Below are 18,348 nucleotides of genomic sequence, written 5' to 3'. Positions count from 1 at the left end.
TTTTTACGCACTTCCCATCTTCAAGTGGAATTTATTGCATTCTTCTTACTTTAACCCCTCTAATACTTTAAGTGCAGCTTCATACTCTTCATCTTTTAATTTTACGTAGCCTACATCTTCAGAAAGAACCGCTGCATTTTCAAGTGTATATTTAACGAACTCATACACTTCTTCCTTTTTCAAAGATTCATTTTTTACATAAGTGAAGAGCGGACGTGATAGTGGCGCATATTCTCCACTTTCAACTGTTTCATTTGTCGGTTCAACAGGTCCATTTCCGCCATCAATTGGAACAACCTTTAACTTATCTTTGTTTTCTGCATAATACGCATAACCAAAATAGCCAATGGCATTTTTATCCCCTGTTACACCTTGAACAAGTACATTATCATCTTCAGAAAGAGTAGCACTTTCGACGATTGGTGCATCATCTAAAATGACTTCATCAAAATAGTCATATGTTCCTGAATCTGTTCCTGGAGAATAGAATTTGATTTCCTCTTCTGGCCAGCCTTCACGTATATCTGACCATTTTCTTTTTGTTCCATCTTCAACCCACATTTTCTTTAACTCTTCAACTGTTAAATGATCCACCCACGTATTATCTTTATGAACAACAACGGATAGGCCGTCATTCGCTAATTTAAATTCCGTATAATCAATTCCAGCTTCCTCTAATTGTGCCTTTTCTTCATCTTTTATTGGACGGGAAGCATTGCTCAAATCTGTACTTCCTGCAATGAAGGCTTTGAATCCGCCGCCTGTACCTGAAGAGGCAACAGAAACCTTCACTCCAGGCTGCTCCATACCAAACTCTTCAACAACTGCCTCCATAATAGGATAAACGGTTGAGGATCCATCCAGATTTATCTCACCTTGAAGCTGCTTATTCTCTTCGCCAGCTTTCTGTTCTGTACTATTTCCTTCCGCTTGAGAGCCGTTTGCTGTCGCTTCATTATCTGTTTTTCCACAAGCTGCAGTGAACGCCAGCGCTGCTCCAATCATTGTTGAAAGTGCTAAGTACTTAAAGCTTTTCATTTCTTTATTCCCCCTAAGAGATTGGTTGTTTTGTCCTACACGTATAGAATAAGGCTCAAGCATTAATCTAGTTTTAATTGAATGTAAATCTTTTGTAAATTACTGCAAAGCGATGTATAAAATCGTTGTCTACGAAGAGAATAATAAGTTACTGGCATACAAAAAGCCTGTTCCCTAAAATTAGGGAACAGGCTTTCGTGTCTAAGTTTTATTATTCTTGATCTGTTTTTTCACCATCGGTTTCATTCTGATCTTGGGTTGAATTATCTGTATTGGCTGTACCAGATTGTCTTTGTTTCTTTAATTCAAAATACGTATCTAGCACACGCTCAGCAATATTTCTATTGGCATAATGACTATGGCTGCCTTGGTATGCCCATGGGACTAGGACTGCAATTGCAACCTCTGGATTGTCATAAGGTGCATAGCCTACATAGCTTAAATTAATAACCTCAGGCGGCTCTTTGCCATATTTACTCCGTTCAGGTCCATCATAGAATGCTTCAGCCGTGCCTGTTTTTCCAGCTGGCTTATAATCTTTTCCTTTTGCGCCGAAGCTGGAATAGGCTGTTCCACCAGGTTCTAGGGTAACTTTTTTGAAGCCTTCCTTAACACGATTAAGCCATTCCTCTTTTCCTTCTACACGATTAAGCACTTTCGGTTCAATTTCCTCGATTATTGGTCCAATTTCCCCATCCATTAATGGTTCGCGAATCTCTTTCACAATATGTGGCTCCATGCGATTTCCGCCATTTGCAATCGTTGAAACGTATTGAGCAAGCTGCATATTCGAATACGTATCATACTGTCCAATTACTAAGTCAAGCATGAAACCAGGCTTCGTCCCATTCCCTTTAAAGCCGGACTGCTCATTTGGAAGGTCAATACCTGTTTTAACCCCTAAACCATACTGAGCAAAGGAATCACGAATAGTACTAAAGCCCTTAGGATCTAACCTTAATGAATGATCAGGGATGTAAGTACCTCCACCTATATTTATCGCTGTCTGGAACATATATACGTTTGAAGAAAACTTAAGAGCAGTAATATCTGACATCGTCCCAAGGCCAGCTTTCCAAGATTTCTTGGGTGGTGTGCCTTTGATTCTTACAGGTGTATCATAGAACATAGTTCCTGGCTTGATCGCACCTGTATTAAATCCAGTCATTATCGTTGCACCTTTAACTGTCGAGCCAACATTGTAAGTTGTTTGGATATTTCCAAGGGCGTCATCCATAACAACTCTTTCCCCATTTTCTTTTTTAACGATTCGCTTTCCTGACATAGAGAGAATCTCCCCTGTACGAGGATCCATCAATACAACATAGGAGCGGTCAAGTAAAGTAGTGCCGGCTTTTTTCTTTGCTGCCAGCAACTCCTCTTCTACAATTTTGTCAACTGCCGTCTGAAGATCCATATCAATGCTTAAGACAAGATCCTTCCCTCTTTTCCCTTCTGAGATCGGAATCGTTTCTAATACATTGCCAGCTTTATCGGTTACATTTTTCACTTTTGCTTTTTGTCCGTGCAGCACGTCCTCATATTGCAGCTCAATTTGACTTTTTCCTACCCGGTCATTACGGCTATAATCCCGTGCTAAATAATAGTCGAGCTGTTCAGCAGGAAGGCCATCATCAGATACACTACCAAGGACAGACTTTAATGTATCGCCAAAGGCATAATATCGTTCCCAATCCGTTGTTGTATCCACACCAGGAAGCAGCTGCAGGTTTTCACTGACAACAGCAAATTCCTCATCTGTTACCCCTTTATTTTTAACCATTTGCGGTGTTAGTGCATATCCGCTTGAAAAGTCACGATAAATTGCGAGAACTTCTAAATCAAATGCAGTTAATTCATTCAACTCTTCCTCCGTAATGCGGTCAAGCTTAAGCTGGTAGATTTTTTTGTCTAGCTCCTTTCCCTCCAGCGTTTCCTTTAATTTTTTTATTTCCTCATCTGATACTTTAGCATCTGCACGCTCTGCATTCTCTAATATCCAGTAATCCTTTTTATCTCTTTCCTGAACTTTACTTGTATCTTTTTCAATAAGCACTGCAAGTTTTTTTGCAACTTCTATCATATCTGCTTGCTTTGCACCTCTATTTGTAAACGTAATCGCGTTTTGCGGGATATTATCCACGATTACCTTACCCGTCCGGTCCAGCATCTTCCCTCTTGGTACAGGATTATTCACTGTAATGTCTTCCGTCCGCTCAATCTCTCGTCGATAATCATCTCCATAAACAATTTGCACAAATCCGAGTCTAAGTATCAATACCGAAAACAGAATAAAAACCATAAAGAATAAGACATTTACCCTGAATGGCACATGTGACTTCTTCTTTTTCTTTTTTTGTTTCAAGGTTTATTTACACATCCTTTTACCAGTTCACATTATCACTTATCTCTATTCTATAAGAAAACAATAAATTATTCTATTAAGAACCCATATTTGTGATAAGAAAAATTTCCCTAAAAAAGAAATGTGTAAGTGCTTTTTATGATGATTGGAAATGAATTTTCCTGATAAACAAAAAAATGATTAAGTGCCCGATGCCTAAAGAAAGAAGAAGAATGGGTATTCCTTTTTCTTCATTAAGAAATACAACCACACCAAGAAAGGCAAGAATAGAAACAACTCTTCCAGAATTCAAAAAAATCTCCCGAACAACGATATATTCTATCCTCATTTCAGCTGCCTTCCATCCCTTTCCTATCACATCATATGTCATGGATATATAAGGGACGAGCAAGAGAGGATAGGCAATAGCAATTAAGCCTGCATATAATAGCAGCTTTGGATAATTTATATTAAATATAATTAAAAAGATGGAAGCATACAAAATGACTCCACCAACTAAAATCGCTTTTTTTCGTTGATTTTTCTTAAGAAGCCTCGACACACTGTAATATGTAAGGAATGAAACTCCTGAATTAACAAGGCCAAATGTTCCTAAAGCCATTTCACTCCCTGTTGAAATAAATACAAAAACGGATATGATAAAGGCAAATGTCCCTTCACGTAAACCTTGAAAAAAATGTGCATTCGTAATCAGGCGCCAATTCATATTGTTTTTTCTCTCCGCAATAATCCGTTTAAACCAATACTTGCCATTCGCCGGTCGTCTCTTAATAAAAAAGCTTAAAAAAACAGCCAACGAAAAAAGAAATAATGAAATGCCAAATATGATTGAATATCCAGTGAACTTTTCCATTCGTGAAATAATAAAACCAGCAGCAATGGGACCAATCATGCCGCCTACAGAAGTAAGGATACCGAGAAATCCGTTAAAAAAATCGCGATTTTCTGGCTCAGTAATTTCAAAGGTAAGCACATTAAATGCAAGCCAATAAAATCCATATCCAACTCCTAATAATGCACCTAACAGCAATAAAAATTTGGACGCATATGTACCAACAGCTAAAACAGTTAAATAAAATGCAGCCAAAAATATGACACCTATCCGTAAAACAATCACCCGATCAATTTTCTTTGCCCATCTGCCTGCCAATATAAATGTTAGCGGCTGTATGACAACAATAGAGAGATTATACAAGCCTAAATCCCTAAATTCTCCTGACTGCTTCCATAGATAAATATTCACGAATGTATTCGATAAAGCCACACTCAATGAATAGAGTCCTCCTATCAACAGCAGTAAGCCTAAATCCTTTGTTAGTTCCACATCTCCGATCAACTTTTTCACTTTACTCATAAAAAAACTCCCCTTCACATCTAAAGGGTAGTTTTCATCAAAATGTATTCTCTTATTCAATATTTCTACAAAATGAAAGCACGGCAGAAGTTTCTGCCGTGCTTTCGCTTTAGGTGCAAAACCTATTATTTTGCAGCGCTATAACGCTTAGATACTTCATCCCAATTTACAACATTCCAGAAGGAGTTGATATATTCAGGACGACGGTTTTGATATTTTAAGTAGTATGCATGCTCCCAAACATCCAAACCTAATAATGGAGTCTTGCCTTCCATTAATGGAGAGTCTTGGTTTGGCGTGCTAGTCACTTCAAGCTCGCCATTGTTTACTGCAAGCCACGCCCAGCCAGAACCGAAGCGAGTAGTTGCTGCTTTAGCAAACTCTTCTTTAAAGCTGTCAAAGCTGCCAAATTTGCTGTTAATTGCAGCTGCTAAGTCTCCTGTTGGCTCACCGCCACCGTTTGGAGAAATGACTTGCCAAAATAGTGAGTGGTTTGCATGACCTCCACCATTATTGCGAACAGCTGTACGAACTGCTTCTGGAACAGCATCAAGATTTGAAATTACTTCTTCTACTGATTTAGAAAGAAGCTCTTCATTTCCTTCTAATGCATTATTAAGATTTGTCACGTATGTGTTATGGTGTTTAGTGTGGTGAATATTCATTGTTTCTTTGTCGATATTTGGTTCAAGTGCGTCATAAGCATAAGGTAATTGCGGTAATTCGAATGCCATTTTAAATTCCTCCCTATGTAAATAAATTAAGCCTTCTGAATTTTTTTGCGATTCCCATCATTCTAATGTTAGAATGATTATTCAGGCTTTCCATATAAGATTACCAAAATTAAATAATCCTTTCAATGAAAATGCTTAAATAATCAGAGGCCTATCCTTTAGATTTCTCCAAATTACAAAATACCATTCCCCATTTCTATATATAATCCTTACGAGATTTTCATATTTCGTTAAATTGTCACGAATTTGACCGACACTGATTAATCAACGACTTAAGTCATATTTCCCAAAGGATTCCTCAAATAAAATCCTACTATGTCATTGACAGTCAACCTGTATTTCCTTTTAATCATAAGGAGAGTTAATGGGAAGGAGAGACACTTATGAAGAATTTCAACATCTCACTTTATAGCTTACTTATCCAGCATTTTATTGAAAACGAAACCGTTCAATTAATTAAGTCAGGTTCAATCCTCTTTCAAGAAAAGGACAAGGTTAAAAACGTTTACTTATTATTATCAGGGAAAATTGCTATAGGAAGAATGAATATTCATGGGAAAGAATTTAACCTTAAATTATTAAATGGAGAAGAAATCATTATTGAATACCAGTTATTCAGACATTCACCTAAATATCACTTTTTCGCAAAGACGATTACTGATTGTGAAATGATTATTGTAAAAAGAGAACAGTTCGAGGAATATATTTTACAGGATCGAGACAGGTTAAGTAACTTAACGTCATGGCTGAGCACAAGATATTTAAAAGCGCAAATGACCTGTCAGGATTTAATTATTCATGGAAAGAAAGGCGGGCTTTATTCCATTTTAATTCGACTATGCAACAGTTATGGGGTCAAAACAGAAGAAGGTATATTAATTGATTTCCCGCTTACACATCAGGAGTTAGCGAATTTAACATTTGGAACTAGAGAAGTCATCCAGCGCATGCTAAAAGAGCTGCGGGACAAAGAGATCATTTCCTATGAACGGCAAAAACTCACCATTAAAAATTTGAATTACTTAAAAACAGAAGTGGATTGCCTTAATTGTCCTTATGAAATCTGCGGGATAAATTAACTATATAAAAATGATTCTTCCGATTCACAGTGTTTTAGCCACAATGTTATTTAAAACAACCTCCAAAAATGCTGCTAATCAGCACTTTTGGGGGTAATCTTAGGGACTTTTCGAACAAACTCATAACCATAAAAAAATATTATAAAACAACAAAAATAAAATAACCAATCATCACAGCTTGTATAATACCCTTTGTTACAACACTGCTGATGAAGCCGATAACAGAACCAAATCCGATTTTTGCAGCTTCCTTCCAGCCTTTTTTATGAACCGTTAGCTCTGCTAGAAAGGCACCTAAAAAGGGACCAATGATAATTCCAAAGACAGGGATGACAAAAGGACCGATCAGAATGCCAATTGTGCTTCCCCATATCCCTGCTTTCGAGCCCCCGAACTTTTTCACCCCGATTAGATTTGTAATGTAGTCCGCGCCAAACAGCAATAAGACAAATAACCCTTGAATAACCCAAAAGAGCCAGTTAAACGGCTCGAAGGAAAAGAAAAGCCCATAAAGCACGAATCCGCCTGCAACAAATAATACACTTGGAATAATAGGGTAGACAAGTCCAATAAAAGCAATCACAAATAATAGAATAATTAATCCCCAGTATAAGGTATCCATAGGTCGACAACTCACCATCCTTTTTTAGATAATAAAGCAAGGAGATGCATCTCCTTGCTTATACAATACAATTCATTTAATCATTCTTCACCTAAAATTGCTTCAGCTATATTTACGGCATGGTCACCAATCCGTTCAAGATTACTCACGATATCAACATAAACGATCCCGGCCTGTGCAGAACAGAGCCCTTCGTTTAAACGAAGGATATGCTGTTTTCGCAGCTTTCTTTCCATCTTATCAATAGCTTCCTCTTTTTTCACTACATCCAATGCGGCTATTCTATCTTTATGATCCAATGCATGGATTGATTCTTTCACAGTTGAGATCGTAAGCTTAAACATCTCTTCTAAATCAGCCGCTGCATTATCCGAGATTTGTACTTTATTTGCTTGTTGATATTCAGCAAGCTCGATAATATTTTCATAATGATCCCCAATACGCTCAATATCCCTGACTGTATCCATTAGCATGGTATGCTCTTCTGATTCATGCGCAGATAATGAGCTTCTAGAAAGCTCGATTAAATAATCCGTAATTTTCCGATCAAGATTATTAATGGCCTCTTCGAGCTGCATGGCATTGCTTGAATGCTTTGTATTTTTGTTTTTTAAGAATTGACAGGTTTCCTCAAGTCCTCTAATAGAAAATTGACCCATCCTAACCACTTCTTCCTTTGCTTGTCCAAGGGCAATGGAAGGAGATTGCTGGATAAATATAGGATCAAGATGTTTTGCTTTGTATTCCATCACGGTATCTTCACCAGGTATTAACTTTGTTACAATGATTGCCAACACTGCCACAAACGGCAATTGAATTAATGTGTTCGAAGCATTAAATATCCCGTGCGCAAAAGCGATCGTCATCTCAGGATTTAAACCCATGCCGGACTGAATTGATTCGATTAGCCATGTAAATGGCTTTAATAAAATCAAGAATACAGTGGTCCCAATTAAGTTAAATAGTACATGTACAGCTGCAGCTCTTTTTGCAGCAACAGAGGCTCCAATTGCTGCTAAAATTGCCGTTATAGTTGTTCCAATATTGTCTCCGAACAGAACTGGCAATGCCGCATGTATATCAATGAGCTGTTCAGAAAACAGTCCTTGAAGGATTCCGATCGTTGCGCTTGAGCTTTGGACAATAACCGTAAAAACTGTTCCAACGATTACACCAAGAATTGGATTCTGACTCATATTCAGTGTCAGCTCATGAAAAGCTTCAAGTGTCCTAAGCGGCTTCATTCCGCCACTCATTAGCTCTAATCCATAAAACAGAGCACCAAAACCAAACACAATTTGACCAATATTATGTGTTTTTTGGCTTTTAAAGAAGAATAGCAAAATTGCTCCAAATGCAATAATAGGTAAAGCATATGCACCTACATCAATGCCTATAATGAAGGCAGTTACGGTCGTACCAATATTAGCACCCATGATCACACCAATTGCTTGACGGAGTGTCATGAATCCTGCACTAACTAACCCAACTGTTATTACAGTTGTTGCAGAGCTGCTTTGAATAAGTATAGTCACAAGCATTCCCGCGAAAACACCCATTACAGGATTTGTTGTGAATCGATCAAGTAAATCCCTTAACCGATCACCAGCTGATTTCTGAAGACCATCGCCCATTGTTTTAATTCCATAAAGAAAAATCCCAAGGCCTCCTAGAAATTCAAAAATCATTTGCTGAATATCCAATTCCACTATTCCCCAACCCCTATATCCTTATTCGACATATTTCATCAAACCCCATACAATTATTAATGAAGTTGAATAAAGAGTAAAGATTTCTACAGTTAAATTTACAATACCTTAACAAACACGCCTAATGTTACAAATATGTTACAAACATCCGACTAAAGCAATATATTTCAATAACTTGTACTGAACTTTTTATGAAGGTAGAATATAAGGATGAATTATATTAAGGGTGTGTCCAAATGAATATTTTCAAGCAGTTTATAAAAAGTCTTTATTCACCAAAGGATATTGCACAATATCGTTTTCAAGGAATTGGCAAAACGATATTGTACGTGTTTTTTTTAACATGTATATCCATTATTCCCTCAATCATTTATTTCAGTACAGCGTTAATGAATGGTTTGGGCGCATTACAAGATAGCGTTAAAACAGAACTTCCTTCTTTTATTATTGAAAACGGTGAAATGCAGTCAGATCTTGATGCTCCTAAGATTATAAACAAAGAAAATTTTACTATTATCTTCGACTCTACTGGAACAGTTGATCAAAAGGAATTAACTAACGAGAATAACACAGTTGCACTACTAAAGAATGAAGCCTTAATTATAGCTGGTGGTCAAATTCAATCCTTCTCTTATTCCATGGTAAATGATTTTATGTTAACAAATGATGATTTGGAGAATATCTTAGCTGCCTTTGATTCCTCATTAGCCATTATCATTCCACTTATTGCAGTAGTTATTTATATTTTTGCTGCCGGATTGAAATTTATTGAGATATCCTTTCTAGCTTTAGTTGGTCTATTATTACAAAAGCTAATGGAAGTAAATATGCAATATCGCCACATTTGGAGAATTGCGGCATATAGCGTGACGCTGCCTACAGTCTTCTTTACTATTATGGATAGTTTAAAAACTTTGGTCCCTAATGGAGCGATCATTAATTGGTTTGTTGCGTTTATCATTTTTTTATTAGTGATAAAGGAAATACCAAAGCTAGAGAAATTAGAAAAGCACTAGGGTATAGTAAAAAATAAACCGCGCAATCTGCGCGGTTTTCTTTTTATATTTCCTTCATTTGGCGTATCGGAATTCCTCATTTAACATGGCAAGCGATTGTGATAATTCAGTTAGTCTCTCACCAGCTTCATGACTTTGTTTCATCTTGATAATTTGCCTTTCTGATGTTTTCATCATCTGTTCAGCACTTGCTAATGTTTCTTGAGAAACAGAGACATAATTCTCTGTAGCTAACTCTATCCTTGGCAATAGAAAATTCAAGCCTGTTAACTCCGCTTGTGCCTTTTCAATCATTTTGCTCACCATGGCAATTTCAAGCATGAGCTGATCAAAAGATTCCTTGCTCGCCGATGCTGTTTTAACATGGGATTGGAAGTTATTCATCATCCTAGCAAATTCATTGGATGCTTTAACCGAAATAGATTCCATTTTCCCAATTGTATTCTTAATTTCACTCGTTGCTAATGACGATTGTTCAGCTAACTTTTTTACTTCATTAGCAACGACTGCAAAGCCTTTTCCCGAATCTCCCGCCCTTGCCGCCTCAATCGCCGCATTTAAAGCCAATAGCTTCGTTTGCTCTGCAATTTGCTGAATGATCGTAACCACATTTGCAATTGATTCTGCGTGGTCTTTGACTGCCTGAACAGATGTATCTACATCTTTAAACTCTATTTCAAAGCGATTAAATGTAGCAATTAGATTCCCTACATTCTTTTCACCCTCATAGGCTGAATGGTTCATTGTTAGTACTTTTTCCATAACGGCTTTCATATGTTCAAAAATGTTACTGAGGGATTTGTTCATTTCTTGAAACATTTGGATACTTTCTTCAGAGCTAATTGCTGCTTGTTCAGCGCCTATTTTAACTACTTGGATCACATCCATCAGCTGCTCATTTTCTTCCAATACTTGTCCAGAGCTATTTCTCAGCTTTTTCCCTGTTTGAGATAGATCCTTTGTCGTCGATGAAATTTCATATAGAAGCGTGCTCATTTGGTTAATCATCGCATTAAAGCTTTTTACAAGTGAAATAATTTCAGCTGTAGTTGTATTTGTTTCAATTCGGACGTCTAAATTTCCATTCCTTGCTTCTTTCATGACCTCTCGCAGCTTAATGAGTGGATTGGTTAAACTGCGTACCATTAAAATGAGAATGGAAGATGTTAGAATAAGGCTAATAAGCGTAACAATAAATATGTATTTTGCCATCTCATTAATATCATGTAAGTATTGTTTTTGAGGAATAGCAATGACATAAATCCCCTTTAACTCTTGAATCGAATGAAAGGAAAGTGTATAAAGCTCTCCGCCTATATTCTCATGGAAAATGCCATTTTGCTTTTTTCTAATTTTCTCAAGCAGCCCCTTCGTAAAATTAATCTTCGAGTTCTTACTTATTTGAAAAGGTGTCGGTCCTTTATCATCAACTATAAAATAATCCCCCTTTAACCCATCCTGTGCTAGGTCAGCATCTTGATTTTTAATGACCTGATTCATTTTTTTATGGAATTTTTCCTCCTGGCCAACATAAATAAGCATGACAGTTTGAGCAATATCATATACGGCAGCAACCTCTTTATTTAGCCGCTGCTCCATTAATTTAATTGTCGTATCCTTAGACTTTCCGTATGAAATGTAAGCAACAGTTGAAACCGTCAGCAGCAGCAAGCCTAAAATCATGACTAATAACTTTGTTTGCAGCGATAACTTCTTCAGCAATATGACTCCTACCTTTCCCGTCTCCTTGACAATTATGTACCAATTCCGACTTTCTACCTACATTATGGCAAAGGAATATTAAGGAAATGTAAATGTTAAGTTAGATTTTCGTAAACTCAGATTACAACTTTACATTTATATCTTTTGTTCTACCCTTTGATAGACAAGCATACATATTGGATATGTGAGCTATTTATTCCGGAGGTTTGGCCAATATGAAACGATTATTCGCATTTCTATTAGCAGCACTAACTATTTTTGTTATTTATTACGACTTAAGTAAAGGAACATTGCCAGCTGATGATGAACAAACAATCGAAGCAACCTCCATGACGAATACAACTGAACCCTTTTTTGAAATGAAGGTTAATCCAGGGGACACTGTCCTTTCTATTATTGAGCAAAAACTGAACGGTCCCATCCCAGTCAGTATCACAGATGTTATCACTGACTTTTCAAATTTAAATAATGGATTAAAGCCTGAAGAACTAAAATATGGAGAAATATACAAGTTTCCCATCTATAGCAGCAAAAACTAAAAAGTTCCCTTTATTGGATAAACCATCATTCTTGTCAATTCGATTGATTCATTGATACAATATGAAAGTGAATTGTATTAAATAATCAACTGTAAATAAAAGGAGCGAATCTCCATTGACTGAAATGATACATCGTTCAAAAACACGTCCAGTTAAAGTGGGACCATTAACAATTGGCGGCAGCAATGAGCTGTTTATCCAAAGTATGACAACAACAAAAACACATGACGTGGAGGCAACAGTTGCTGAAATCAAACGTTTGGAAGAAGCCGGCTGTCAAATTGTCCGTGTTGCTTGTCCTGACGAACGTGCAGCCAATGCCATTGCAGATATTAAAAAACGAATCAATATTCCCCTTGTTGTCGATATCCATTTTGATTACAAGCTAGCTCTTAAGGCGATTGAAGGCGGCGCAGATAAAATAAGAATCAATCCAGGAAATATTGGGAAACGTGAAAAAGTGGAAGCAGTTGTTAAAGCTGCTAAAGCAAAGGGAATCCCTATTCGAATTGGTGTAAATGCAGGATCACTAGAAAAACGTATTCTTGAGAAATATGGATACCCTACTGCTGACGGGATGGTCGAAAGTGCATTGCATCATATTAAAATCCTAGAAGACCTTGATTTTCACGACATTATCGTGTCGATGAAAGCTTCAGATGTAAATTTAGCTATTGAAGCTTACGAAAAAGCAGCAAAAGCATTTGACTACCCATTACATTTAGGGATTACCGAATCAGGAACATTATTCGCGGGCACAGTTAAAAGTGCAGCAGGATTAGGTGCTATTCTTCATAAGGGGATTGGAAATACATTAAGAATTTCTTTAAGTGCAGATCCTGTAGAAGAGGTTAAAGTGGCTCGGGAATTACTAAAGGTATTTGGCTTGTCATCCAATGCAGCAACATTAATTTCCTGTCCGACTTGCGGCAGAATAGAAATCGATTTAATTAGCATTGCCAATGAAGTAGAAGAATATATCCAAAAAATTAAAGCCCCTATTAAAGTAGCCGTATTGGGATGTGCTGTAAACGGACCAGGAGAGGCAAGGGAAGCAGATATTGGAATTGCTGGTGCACGCGGGGAAGGGCTTCTTTTCCGTAAAGGGGAAATTGTACGTAAAGTACCTGAAGCGACAATGGTTGAAGAACTAAAAATTGAAATCGATAAAATTGCTGAAGAATACTTTGCCAAGCAAGAAGAGGAAAAGAAAAAAGCTGAAAGTGTAAACTAAGGACAAATGCGCAAGCGCCTTGATCACCCCCGACAAGCACAAGACGAGTCTCACTAAAAAGGTGCCCTTTACCTTTTTAGTGAGGCTTGGCTTGTGACCTCGAGGGGGTAGGTGCTGGAGCTGGATGCAGACCAACTCGTCACAAAGTTATCCACAACATCTGATTATATAATTTCCTTAACACTATAAGGATAAGAGCCTGGCGTTTGATGCCAGGCTCCTTTTTTCTCCGTTTAAAAAAACGGCAGAATAAACATCCCTACTATAATGGATACGACTCCGATTCCAATCGCCCAGTTGCCGAGGGCAGTAGCACCTCTTCTTCTGGCAACGAAACCGAGCACAATGCCTGTTGCTCCAAACAGGACCGGTAACACGAACAAGGACAGAATGGAAAGTGCCAGAGCTGCAATTCCCACCCCTCTTCCTGCGGTTACAGATTCCCTTTCCCGTTCATCTGTTCTATTTAAACTTCTGTCAAAGGAAATCGGTGCAGCGAGTTCAGCTGAGGTTTCTTCCGTGAAATCCGCAGTTCCATTTTGGTCTTTATTATCTCCAAATTTCTCGCTATGCCGAAGATCGTAATCTTCATAATCACGGTCTTGATCTGCCATTTACTAGATCCCTCGCTTTCATTAGTGGAAACATATAACTTCCCTTATGATCCATGTCTCGCATTTTTGGAGCATTATTATTGTTCACATAAAGGGCTAATTTATTTTTGTTAATCTTTAACTCTTTAACTGGCATTTGCTAATTGATTAAAATTCCATTCTCGACCGGACCATCCAACTGCGATAAGATAAAAGTGACATTATTTTAAAGGGGCGTTTCAAATGAAGAAGCGATTTGGAATTGATATAGATGGAACCGTCACATGTCCTGCTTCCATCATTCCATATATTAATAAGGATTTTAAAGTAAATATTACGTTAAATGATGTGAAGCAATACGATTTAACCCATGTCGTCGATTGTACAGAAGAAGAGTTTGCTGATTGGTTTATAAAAAGCGAGCCAGTGATTTATGCAGAATCGCCGCTTGCAAATGGGGCAAAAGAAATATTAAAAAAGTGGGAAACCGTCCATGAATTATTATTTATTAGCGCACGTGGTCCTCACCTTTTAGAAATAACGAAGGAATGGTTTATAAAAAATGACCTGCATTTCAATCATATCGATTTACTGGGCACACATAATAAAATAGAGGCTGCAAAAAAGTATCAAGTAGATATTTTCTTTGAGGACAAGCACGACAATGCGGTTATGCTTCACGAGGAATGTCAAATTCCTGTTATCTTATTTGATACTCCGTACAATCGGGAACCCATTCCAAATGGGGTAGTTAGAGTCAATACATGGTCTGAGGCAAGCGCGTGGGTTGACAACTGGTTAAAACAAAAATAAAAAAACGGCTTTGCCGTTTTTTTATTTTAGCTATATGCAGCATCATTACCCTCGTAGCATTCAGGGCATCTCCCATATATCTCAAATTTATGACCTGAAATATCATAACCACTTAAATTATCCTGCATTTCTTTCATTGGACATGTATTTATTTCCTTCGTTTTTCCGCAGTCTAAACAAATAAAATGATGGTGGTGATGATCATGCTTACATGTGTAACGAAAATGCTTTTCCCCTGACAATTCTGTCATCTCAAAAATACCAAGATCAACAAATAATGATAAATTCCTGTAAATTGTATCGAAACTTAGGCCAGGGTAGTCATCCTTCATCCAAGCGAGGACATCTCTTGCTGTCAAATATTTATTGCTTTTCGCAAAAAGCTCAAGCATTTCTTCCCGTTTCCCCGTATGCTTATAGCCCTTTTCCTTTAATAGCTGTAACGCTTCATTCACATCCACTTTTATTCACCTCTAATAATTCTATTTACACGGTTGAAGCTTACGATGCTGTCTTCACTGTAATTTTTTTTATTAAAATGGTAAGGATCAAAATGAGAACTGCGATAATAACAATCGTTCCGCCTGGAGCTAAATCTAAATAATAGGAAAGCAGCAGCCCGCCTAAAACAGATGTTTCACCGAAAAGAACAGCATAAAAAATGGTTTGTTTAAATCCTTTGGCAATTCGAATGCTTGCAGCAACAGGCAAGGTCATTAATGATGATACAAGAAGGATACCGACAATTCGCATAGAGGCTGCAATGACTAAAGCAACCATAACAATAAAAATAAAATGAATGCTTTTTGCTGCTATTCCAGAAGCTTTTGCATGCTCTTCGTCAAAGGATAATAAAAATAATTCTTTATATAATAAAATAATCATAGCAATAACAAAAATGCTAATCAGTAAAATGGTCCATAAATCTGCACGGCTCACCGCACTTACACTACCAAATAAGTAGCTAAATAAATCGGTGTTAAATCCATCGGCAAGTGAGATAAAAATAGCTCCTAGACCGATCCCCCCAGATAAAATGATGGGAATAGCCAGTTCTTGATAATGCTTATATACTGCCCGCAGCTTTTCGATAAACAGAGAGCCTGTTACTGAAAAAACCATCCCCATATATAATGGATTTAAGCCGCTTAGGCCGATAAATTTTTTCTCAAGGAGAAGACTTGCCGCAATCCCAGCAAGAGTAACATGGCTTAATGCATCTGCAATAAGGGAAAGTCTGCGGACAACAATAAACACACCAATTAAAGGAGCTATAATCCCAATAATAATCCCTGTTAAAAAGGCATTTTGTAAAAACTCATATTGTAATATTCCTGCAATCATTGCTCTGTTCCTCCATGATGATGGTGATGATGATCGTGGTTGTGTGTGAGGATATGAACATCATGACCATAAAACTCGGACATTTCATCCATTTTTAGCTGTTCAAATTCCTCTGTTTTTCCATGAAAATGCAAATGTTTATTTAAACAGGCAACATGAGTCACTTTATCAGAAATCGTACCGATATCATGGGTCACTAATAAAAGGGTTATACCAAGCTTTTTATTTAACTCATCAAGCATTTCATAGAAAGATTGAACATTTTGAACATCCACCCCGACTGTTGGCTCGTCAAGAATCATTAGTTTTGGATTGCTAACTAACGCTCGAGCGATGAAAACACGCTGCTGCTGGCCTCCTGAAAGCTCTCCTATGTTACGATTTTTAAATGAGAGCAGTCCAACTGAATTGATAGCTTCCGTAACCATTTTGTGGTCCTCTTTTTTCATAAAATGAAACAGTCCAAGCTTTTTCGTTAATCCGCTTGAAACAACTTCATAAACCGTTGCTGGGAAGCCTGTATTAAAGGAATTAGCCTTTTGTGATACAAAGCCTATTTTATGCCAGTCTTTGAATCGGCTAATTTCCTGTCCAAAAAGGCGAATGGCACCTTTTTGTGTTCTGAGCAGCCCAAGAATTAGTTTTAACAACGTTGACTTCCCTGAACCATTTGGTCCTACTATTGCTAAAAATGCACCTTCCTGTATCGTCAGATTAATATTTTCAAGTACATCCTCCTTTTCGTATCGGTAGGATACTTGCTTAATTTCGATAATTGATTGTTGTTTTCCCATGTCATCACCTAAAAATACAGCTGCATAAAAAATATCACAGCTTCGAATTTAAGAATCATTACGATTTAGTAGTATACAGGATGGATAAAAAATTGTAAAGAATAAGTATTCCATTTCCCCCATTAAAAAACTGTAACAAAATCTATTCACTCCTCATACAGTACATTGGAGGAGTGATGGAGAATGAAAATTTTTGAAAACATCATTAATCATAAAATAGGTACTATTACTGGTGATGAACTACTGAAATATGGAAAGCAATTTCAAATTATTATTACAAAACAGCAGGCTGATAAAATAGCCACTTATCTCCGTGGCAAACAAGTAAACATTTTTAATGATGAGGAGCGTACAAAAGTAGTAAAGGAAATTGCAAAAATTGCAGGACCTGAAACAGCTCGAGCAGTTAATAAGCTATTTATTCAATTTACTAAATAACTTTCTCAAACAATGAAAAAAGCTGTGAAAATTTCACAGCTTTTTTATTGAGATTATCCCTGCATAATTACATCTAAAAGATTTTCGTTGTACTCTTGAGCACGAAGCATAGCAATTTCATGTTTATAAGGTGCTTTTTTATTGTTTTTGTCCTCTCCGACATATGGAGTTTCAAGTATTTTTGGAACATTTACCAGCTGTGGATGGTGAACAATATAATTCAAAGCTTTAAAGCCAATATGACCAAAACCGATATTTTCATGTCGGTCTTTTCTCATTCCCCGCTCATTTTTACTGTCATTAATATGAAGAACCTTTAATCGATCAATCCCAATAATACGGTCGAACTGCTCTAAAACTCCATCAAAATCTTCGACAATATTATAGCCGGCATCATGAGTATGGCAAGTATCGAAGCAAACGGATAAGTGATCATTGTAATTCACCCCATCAATAATCATGGCAAGTTCCTCAAATGATTTTCCGCATTCAGACCCTTTGCCTGCCATTGTTTCAAGAGCGATTTGAACCTTTTCGTCTCCTTTTAAAACCTCATTTAAACCTTCAACAATTTTTTTGATGCCTGCCTCTGTACCAGCACCGACATGTGCACCTGGATGGAGGACAATTTGTCTAGCCCCTAAGCTTTCCGTCCTGTCGATTTCAGAACGAAGGAAATTCACACCAAGCTCAAATGTGCTCGGATTTGTTGTATTTCCGATATTGATAATATACGGAGCATGTACAACAATATCGCTAATTCCGTTTTCCTCCATATGCTTTAAGCCTGCTTCAATATTTAATTCTTCTATTTTTTTTCTTCTTGTGTTTTGCGGAGCACCTGTATAGATCATAAATGTATTGGATCCGTATGACACCGCCTCTTCACTGGCAGCTAAAAGCATTTTTTTCCCACTCATCGATACATGTGAGCCAATTTTTAACATCTTTTTC

The 18,348-nt window shown here is 37.2% G+C and carries 18 protein-coding genes; 6 read left to right on the top strand and 12 right to left on the bottom strand.

The window, feature by feature from the left end; all coding sequences use genetic code 11:
* Nucleotides 1–45 precede the first annotated feature (45 nt).
* From RUH74_RS00430 to RUH74_RS00415, 4 genes are all read right to left on the bottom strand, one after another.
* The gene (locus tag RUH74_RS00430; protein WP_313798269.1) at nucleotides 46–1,038 is read right to left on the bottom strand and encodes a PstS family phosphate ABC transporter substrate-binding protein; all 993 of its coding nucleotides are present in this window, start codon (nucleotides 1,036–1,038) and stop codon (nucleotides 46–48) included.
* A gap of 211 nt (nucleotides 1,039–1,249) precedes the next feature.
* The gene (locus tag RUH74_RS00425) at nucleotides 1,250–3,340 is read right to left on the bottom strand and encodes a peptidoglycan D,D-transpeptidase FtsI family protein (RefSeq protein WP_313798550.1); all 2,091 of its coding nucleotides are present in this window, start codon (nucleotides 3,338–3,340) and stop codon (nucleotides 1,250–1,252) included.
* A 199-nt stretch (nucleotides 3,341–3,539) separates the two neighbouring features.
* Nucleotides 3,540–4,757, bottom strand: coding sequence for an MFS transporter (locus RUH74_RS00420; RefSeq protein WP_313798268.1), 1,218 nt, complete (start codon nucleotides 4,755–4,757; stop codon nucleotides 3,540–3,542).
* Nucleotides 4,758–4,882: 125 nt separating this feature from the next.
* Nucleotides 4,883–5,491 (bottom strand): superoxide dismutase, encoded by a 609-nt coding sequence (locus tag RUH74_RS00415; RefSeq protein ID WP_313798267.1) that lies wholly within the window; start codon nucleotides 5,489–5,491, stop codon nucleotides 4,883–4,885.
* 383 nt (nucleotides 5,492–5,874) lie between these two features.
* Between RUH74_RS00415 and RUH74_RS00410 the strand changes: the two genes are divergently transcribed.
* Nucleotides 5,875–6,570 carry a Crp/Fnr family transcriptional regulator gene (locus RUH74_RS00410; protein ID WP_313798266.1) on the top strand — a complete coding sequence of 232 codons (696 nt, stop codon included), beginning with the start codon at nucleotides 5,875–5,877 and terminating at the stop codon, nucleotides 6,568–6,570.
* A 139-nt stretch (nucleotides 6,571–6,709) separates the two neighbouring features.
* Here RUH74_RS00410 and RUH74_RS00405 read toward each other — a convergent pair whose 3' ends face one another.
* Nucleotides 6,710–7,192 carry a DUF456 domain-containing protein gene (locus RUH74_RS00405; RefSeq protein WP_313798265.1) on the bottom strand — a complete coding sequence of 161 codons (483 nt, stop codon included), beginning with the start codon at nucleotides 7,190–7,192 and terminating at the stop codon, nucleotides 6,710–6,712.
* Nucleotides 7,193–7,272: 80 nt separating this feature from the next.
* Complete coding sequence (locus tag RUH74_RS00400; protein WP_396229747.1) at nucleotides 7,273–8,880, bottom strand: Na/Pi cotransporter family protein; 1,608 nt, start codon at nucleotides 8,878–8,880, stop codon at nucleotides 7,273–7,275.
* A 257-nt stretch (nucleotides 8,881–9,137) separates the two neighbouring features.
* Here RUH74_RS00400 and RUH74_RS00395 point away from each other — a divergent pair, with 257 nt between their 5' ends.
* Complete coding sequence (locus RUH74_RS00395) at nucleotides 9,138–9,917, top strand: DUF1189 domain-containing protein (RefSeq protein ID WP_313798263.1); 780 nt, start codon at nucleotides 9,138–9,140, stop codon at nucleotides 9,915–9,917.
* A 54-nt stretch (nucleotides 9,918–9,971) separates the two neighbouring features.
* On the opposite strand, the gene RUH74_RS00390 is transcribed toward RUH74_RS00395, so the two are convergent.
* Nucleotides 9,972–11,639 carry a methyl-accepting chemotaxis protein gene (locus RUH74_RS00390; protein ID WP_313798262.1) on the bottom strand — a complete coding sequence of 556 codons (1,668 nt, stop codon included), beginning with the start codon at nucleotides 11,637–11,639 and terminating at the stop codon, nucleotides 9,972–9,974.
* 215 nt (nucleotides 11,640–11,854) lie between these two features.
* On the opposite strand from RUH74_RS00390, the gene RUH74_RS00385 reads away from it, so the two are divergent.
* A complete protein-coding gene (locus RUH74_RS00385; RefSeq protein WP_313798261.1) occupies nucleotides 11,855–12,178 on the top strand; it encodes a hypothetical protein in 324 nt (107 codons plus the stop codon).
* Nucleotides 12,179–12,302: 124 nt separating this feature from the next.
* Nucleotides 12,303–13,412 (top strand): flavodoxin-dependent (E)-4-hydroxy-3-methylbut-2-enyl-diphosphate synthase, encoded by a 1,110-nt coding sequence (ispG, locus tag RUH74_RS00380; protein ID WP_313798549.1) that lies wholly within the window; start codon nucleotides 12,303–12,305, stop codon nucleotides 13,410–13,412.
* 233 nt (nucleotides 13,413–13,645) lie between these two features.
* Here the strand turns inward: ispG and RUH74_RS00375 are convergent, their stop codons facing one another.
* On the bottom strand, nucleotides 13,646–14,026 hold the full coding sequence (locus RUH74_RS00375; protein WP_313798260.1) for a DUF308 domain-containing protein: 381 nt from the start codon (nucleotides 14,024–14,026) through the stop codon (nucleotides 13,646–13,648).
* 222 nt (nucleotides 14,027–14,248) lie between these two features.
* Here RUH74_RS00375 and RUH74_RS00370 point away from each other — a divergent pair, with 222 nt between their 5' ends.
* The gene (locus RUH74_RS00370) at nucleotides 14,249–14,818 is read left to right on the top strand and encodes a hypothetical protein (protein WP_313798259.1); all 570 of its coding nucleotides are present in this window, start codon (nucleotides 14,249–14,251) and stop codon (nucleotides 14,816–14,818) included.
* A gap of 26 nt (nucleotides 14,819–14,844) precedes the next feature.
* On the opposite strand, the gene RUH74_RS00365 is transcribed toward RUH74_RS00370, so the two are convergent.
* Genes RUH74_RS00365 through RUH74_RS00355 form a run of 3 tightly spaced genes read right to left on the bottom strand, consistent with a single transcriptional unit; the run spans nucleotide 14,845 to nucleotide 16,956 of the window.
* Nucleotides 14,845–15,279, bottom strand: coding sequence for a Fur family transcriptional regulator (locus RUH74_RS00365; RefSeq protein ID WP_313798258.1), 435 nt, complete (start codon nucleotides 15,277–15,279; stop codon nucleotides 14,845–14,847).
* A 40-nt stretch (nucleotides 15,280–15,319) separates the two neighbouring features.
* Nucleotides 15,320–16,162, bottom strand: a complete 843-nt coding sequence (locus RUH74_RS00360) for a metal ABC transporter permease (protein WP_313798257.1) — start codon at nucleotides 16,160–16,162, stop codon at nucleotides 15,320–15,322.
* Entirely contained in the window at nucleotides 16,159–16,956 is a 798-nt protein-coding gene (locus RUH74_RS00355) for a metal ABC transporter ATP-binding protein (RefSeq protein WP_313798256.1), read from the bottom strand. Before RUH74_RS00355 ends, RUH74_RS00360 begins: the two co-directional genes overlap by 4 nt.
* Nucleotides 16,957–17,139: 183 nt before the next feature.
* Here RUH74_RS00355 and RUH74_RS00350 point away from each other — a divergent pair, with 183 nt between their 5' ends.
* The gene (locus tag RUH74_RS00350) at nucleotides 17,140–17,394 is read left to right on the top strand and encodes a DUF2624 domain-containing protein (protein WP_313798255.1); all 255 of its coding nucleotides are present in this window, start codon (nucleotides 17,140–17,142) and stop codon (nucleotides 17,392–17,394) included.
* Between the two features lie 53 nt (nucleotides 17,395–17,447).
* Here the strand turns inward: RUH74_RS00350 and RUH74_RS00345 are convergent, their stop codons facing one another.
* A complete protein-coding gene (locus RUH74_RS00345) occupies nucleotides 17,448–18,341 on the bottom strand; it encodes a deoxyribonuclease IV (protein ID WP_313798254.1) in 894 nt (297 codons plus the stop codon).
* Nucleotides 18,342–18,348 lie beyond the last annotated feature (7 nt).

Source organism: Cytobacillus sp. (genome assembly GCF_032154635.1).
GTDB lineage: Bacteria > Bacillota > Bacilli > Bacillales > Cytobacillaceae > Cytobacillus.
This window is presented reverse-complemented; position numbering and strand designations above follow the sequence as displayed.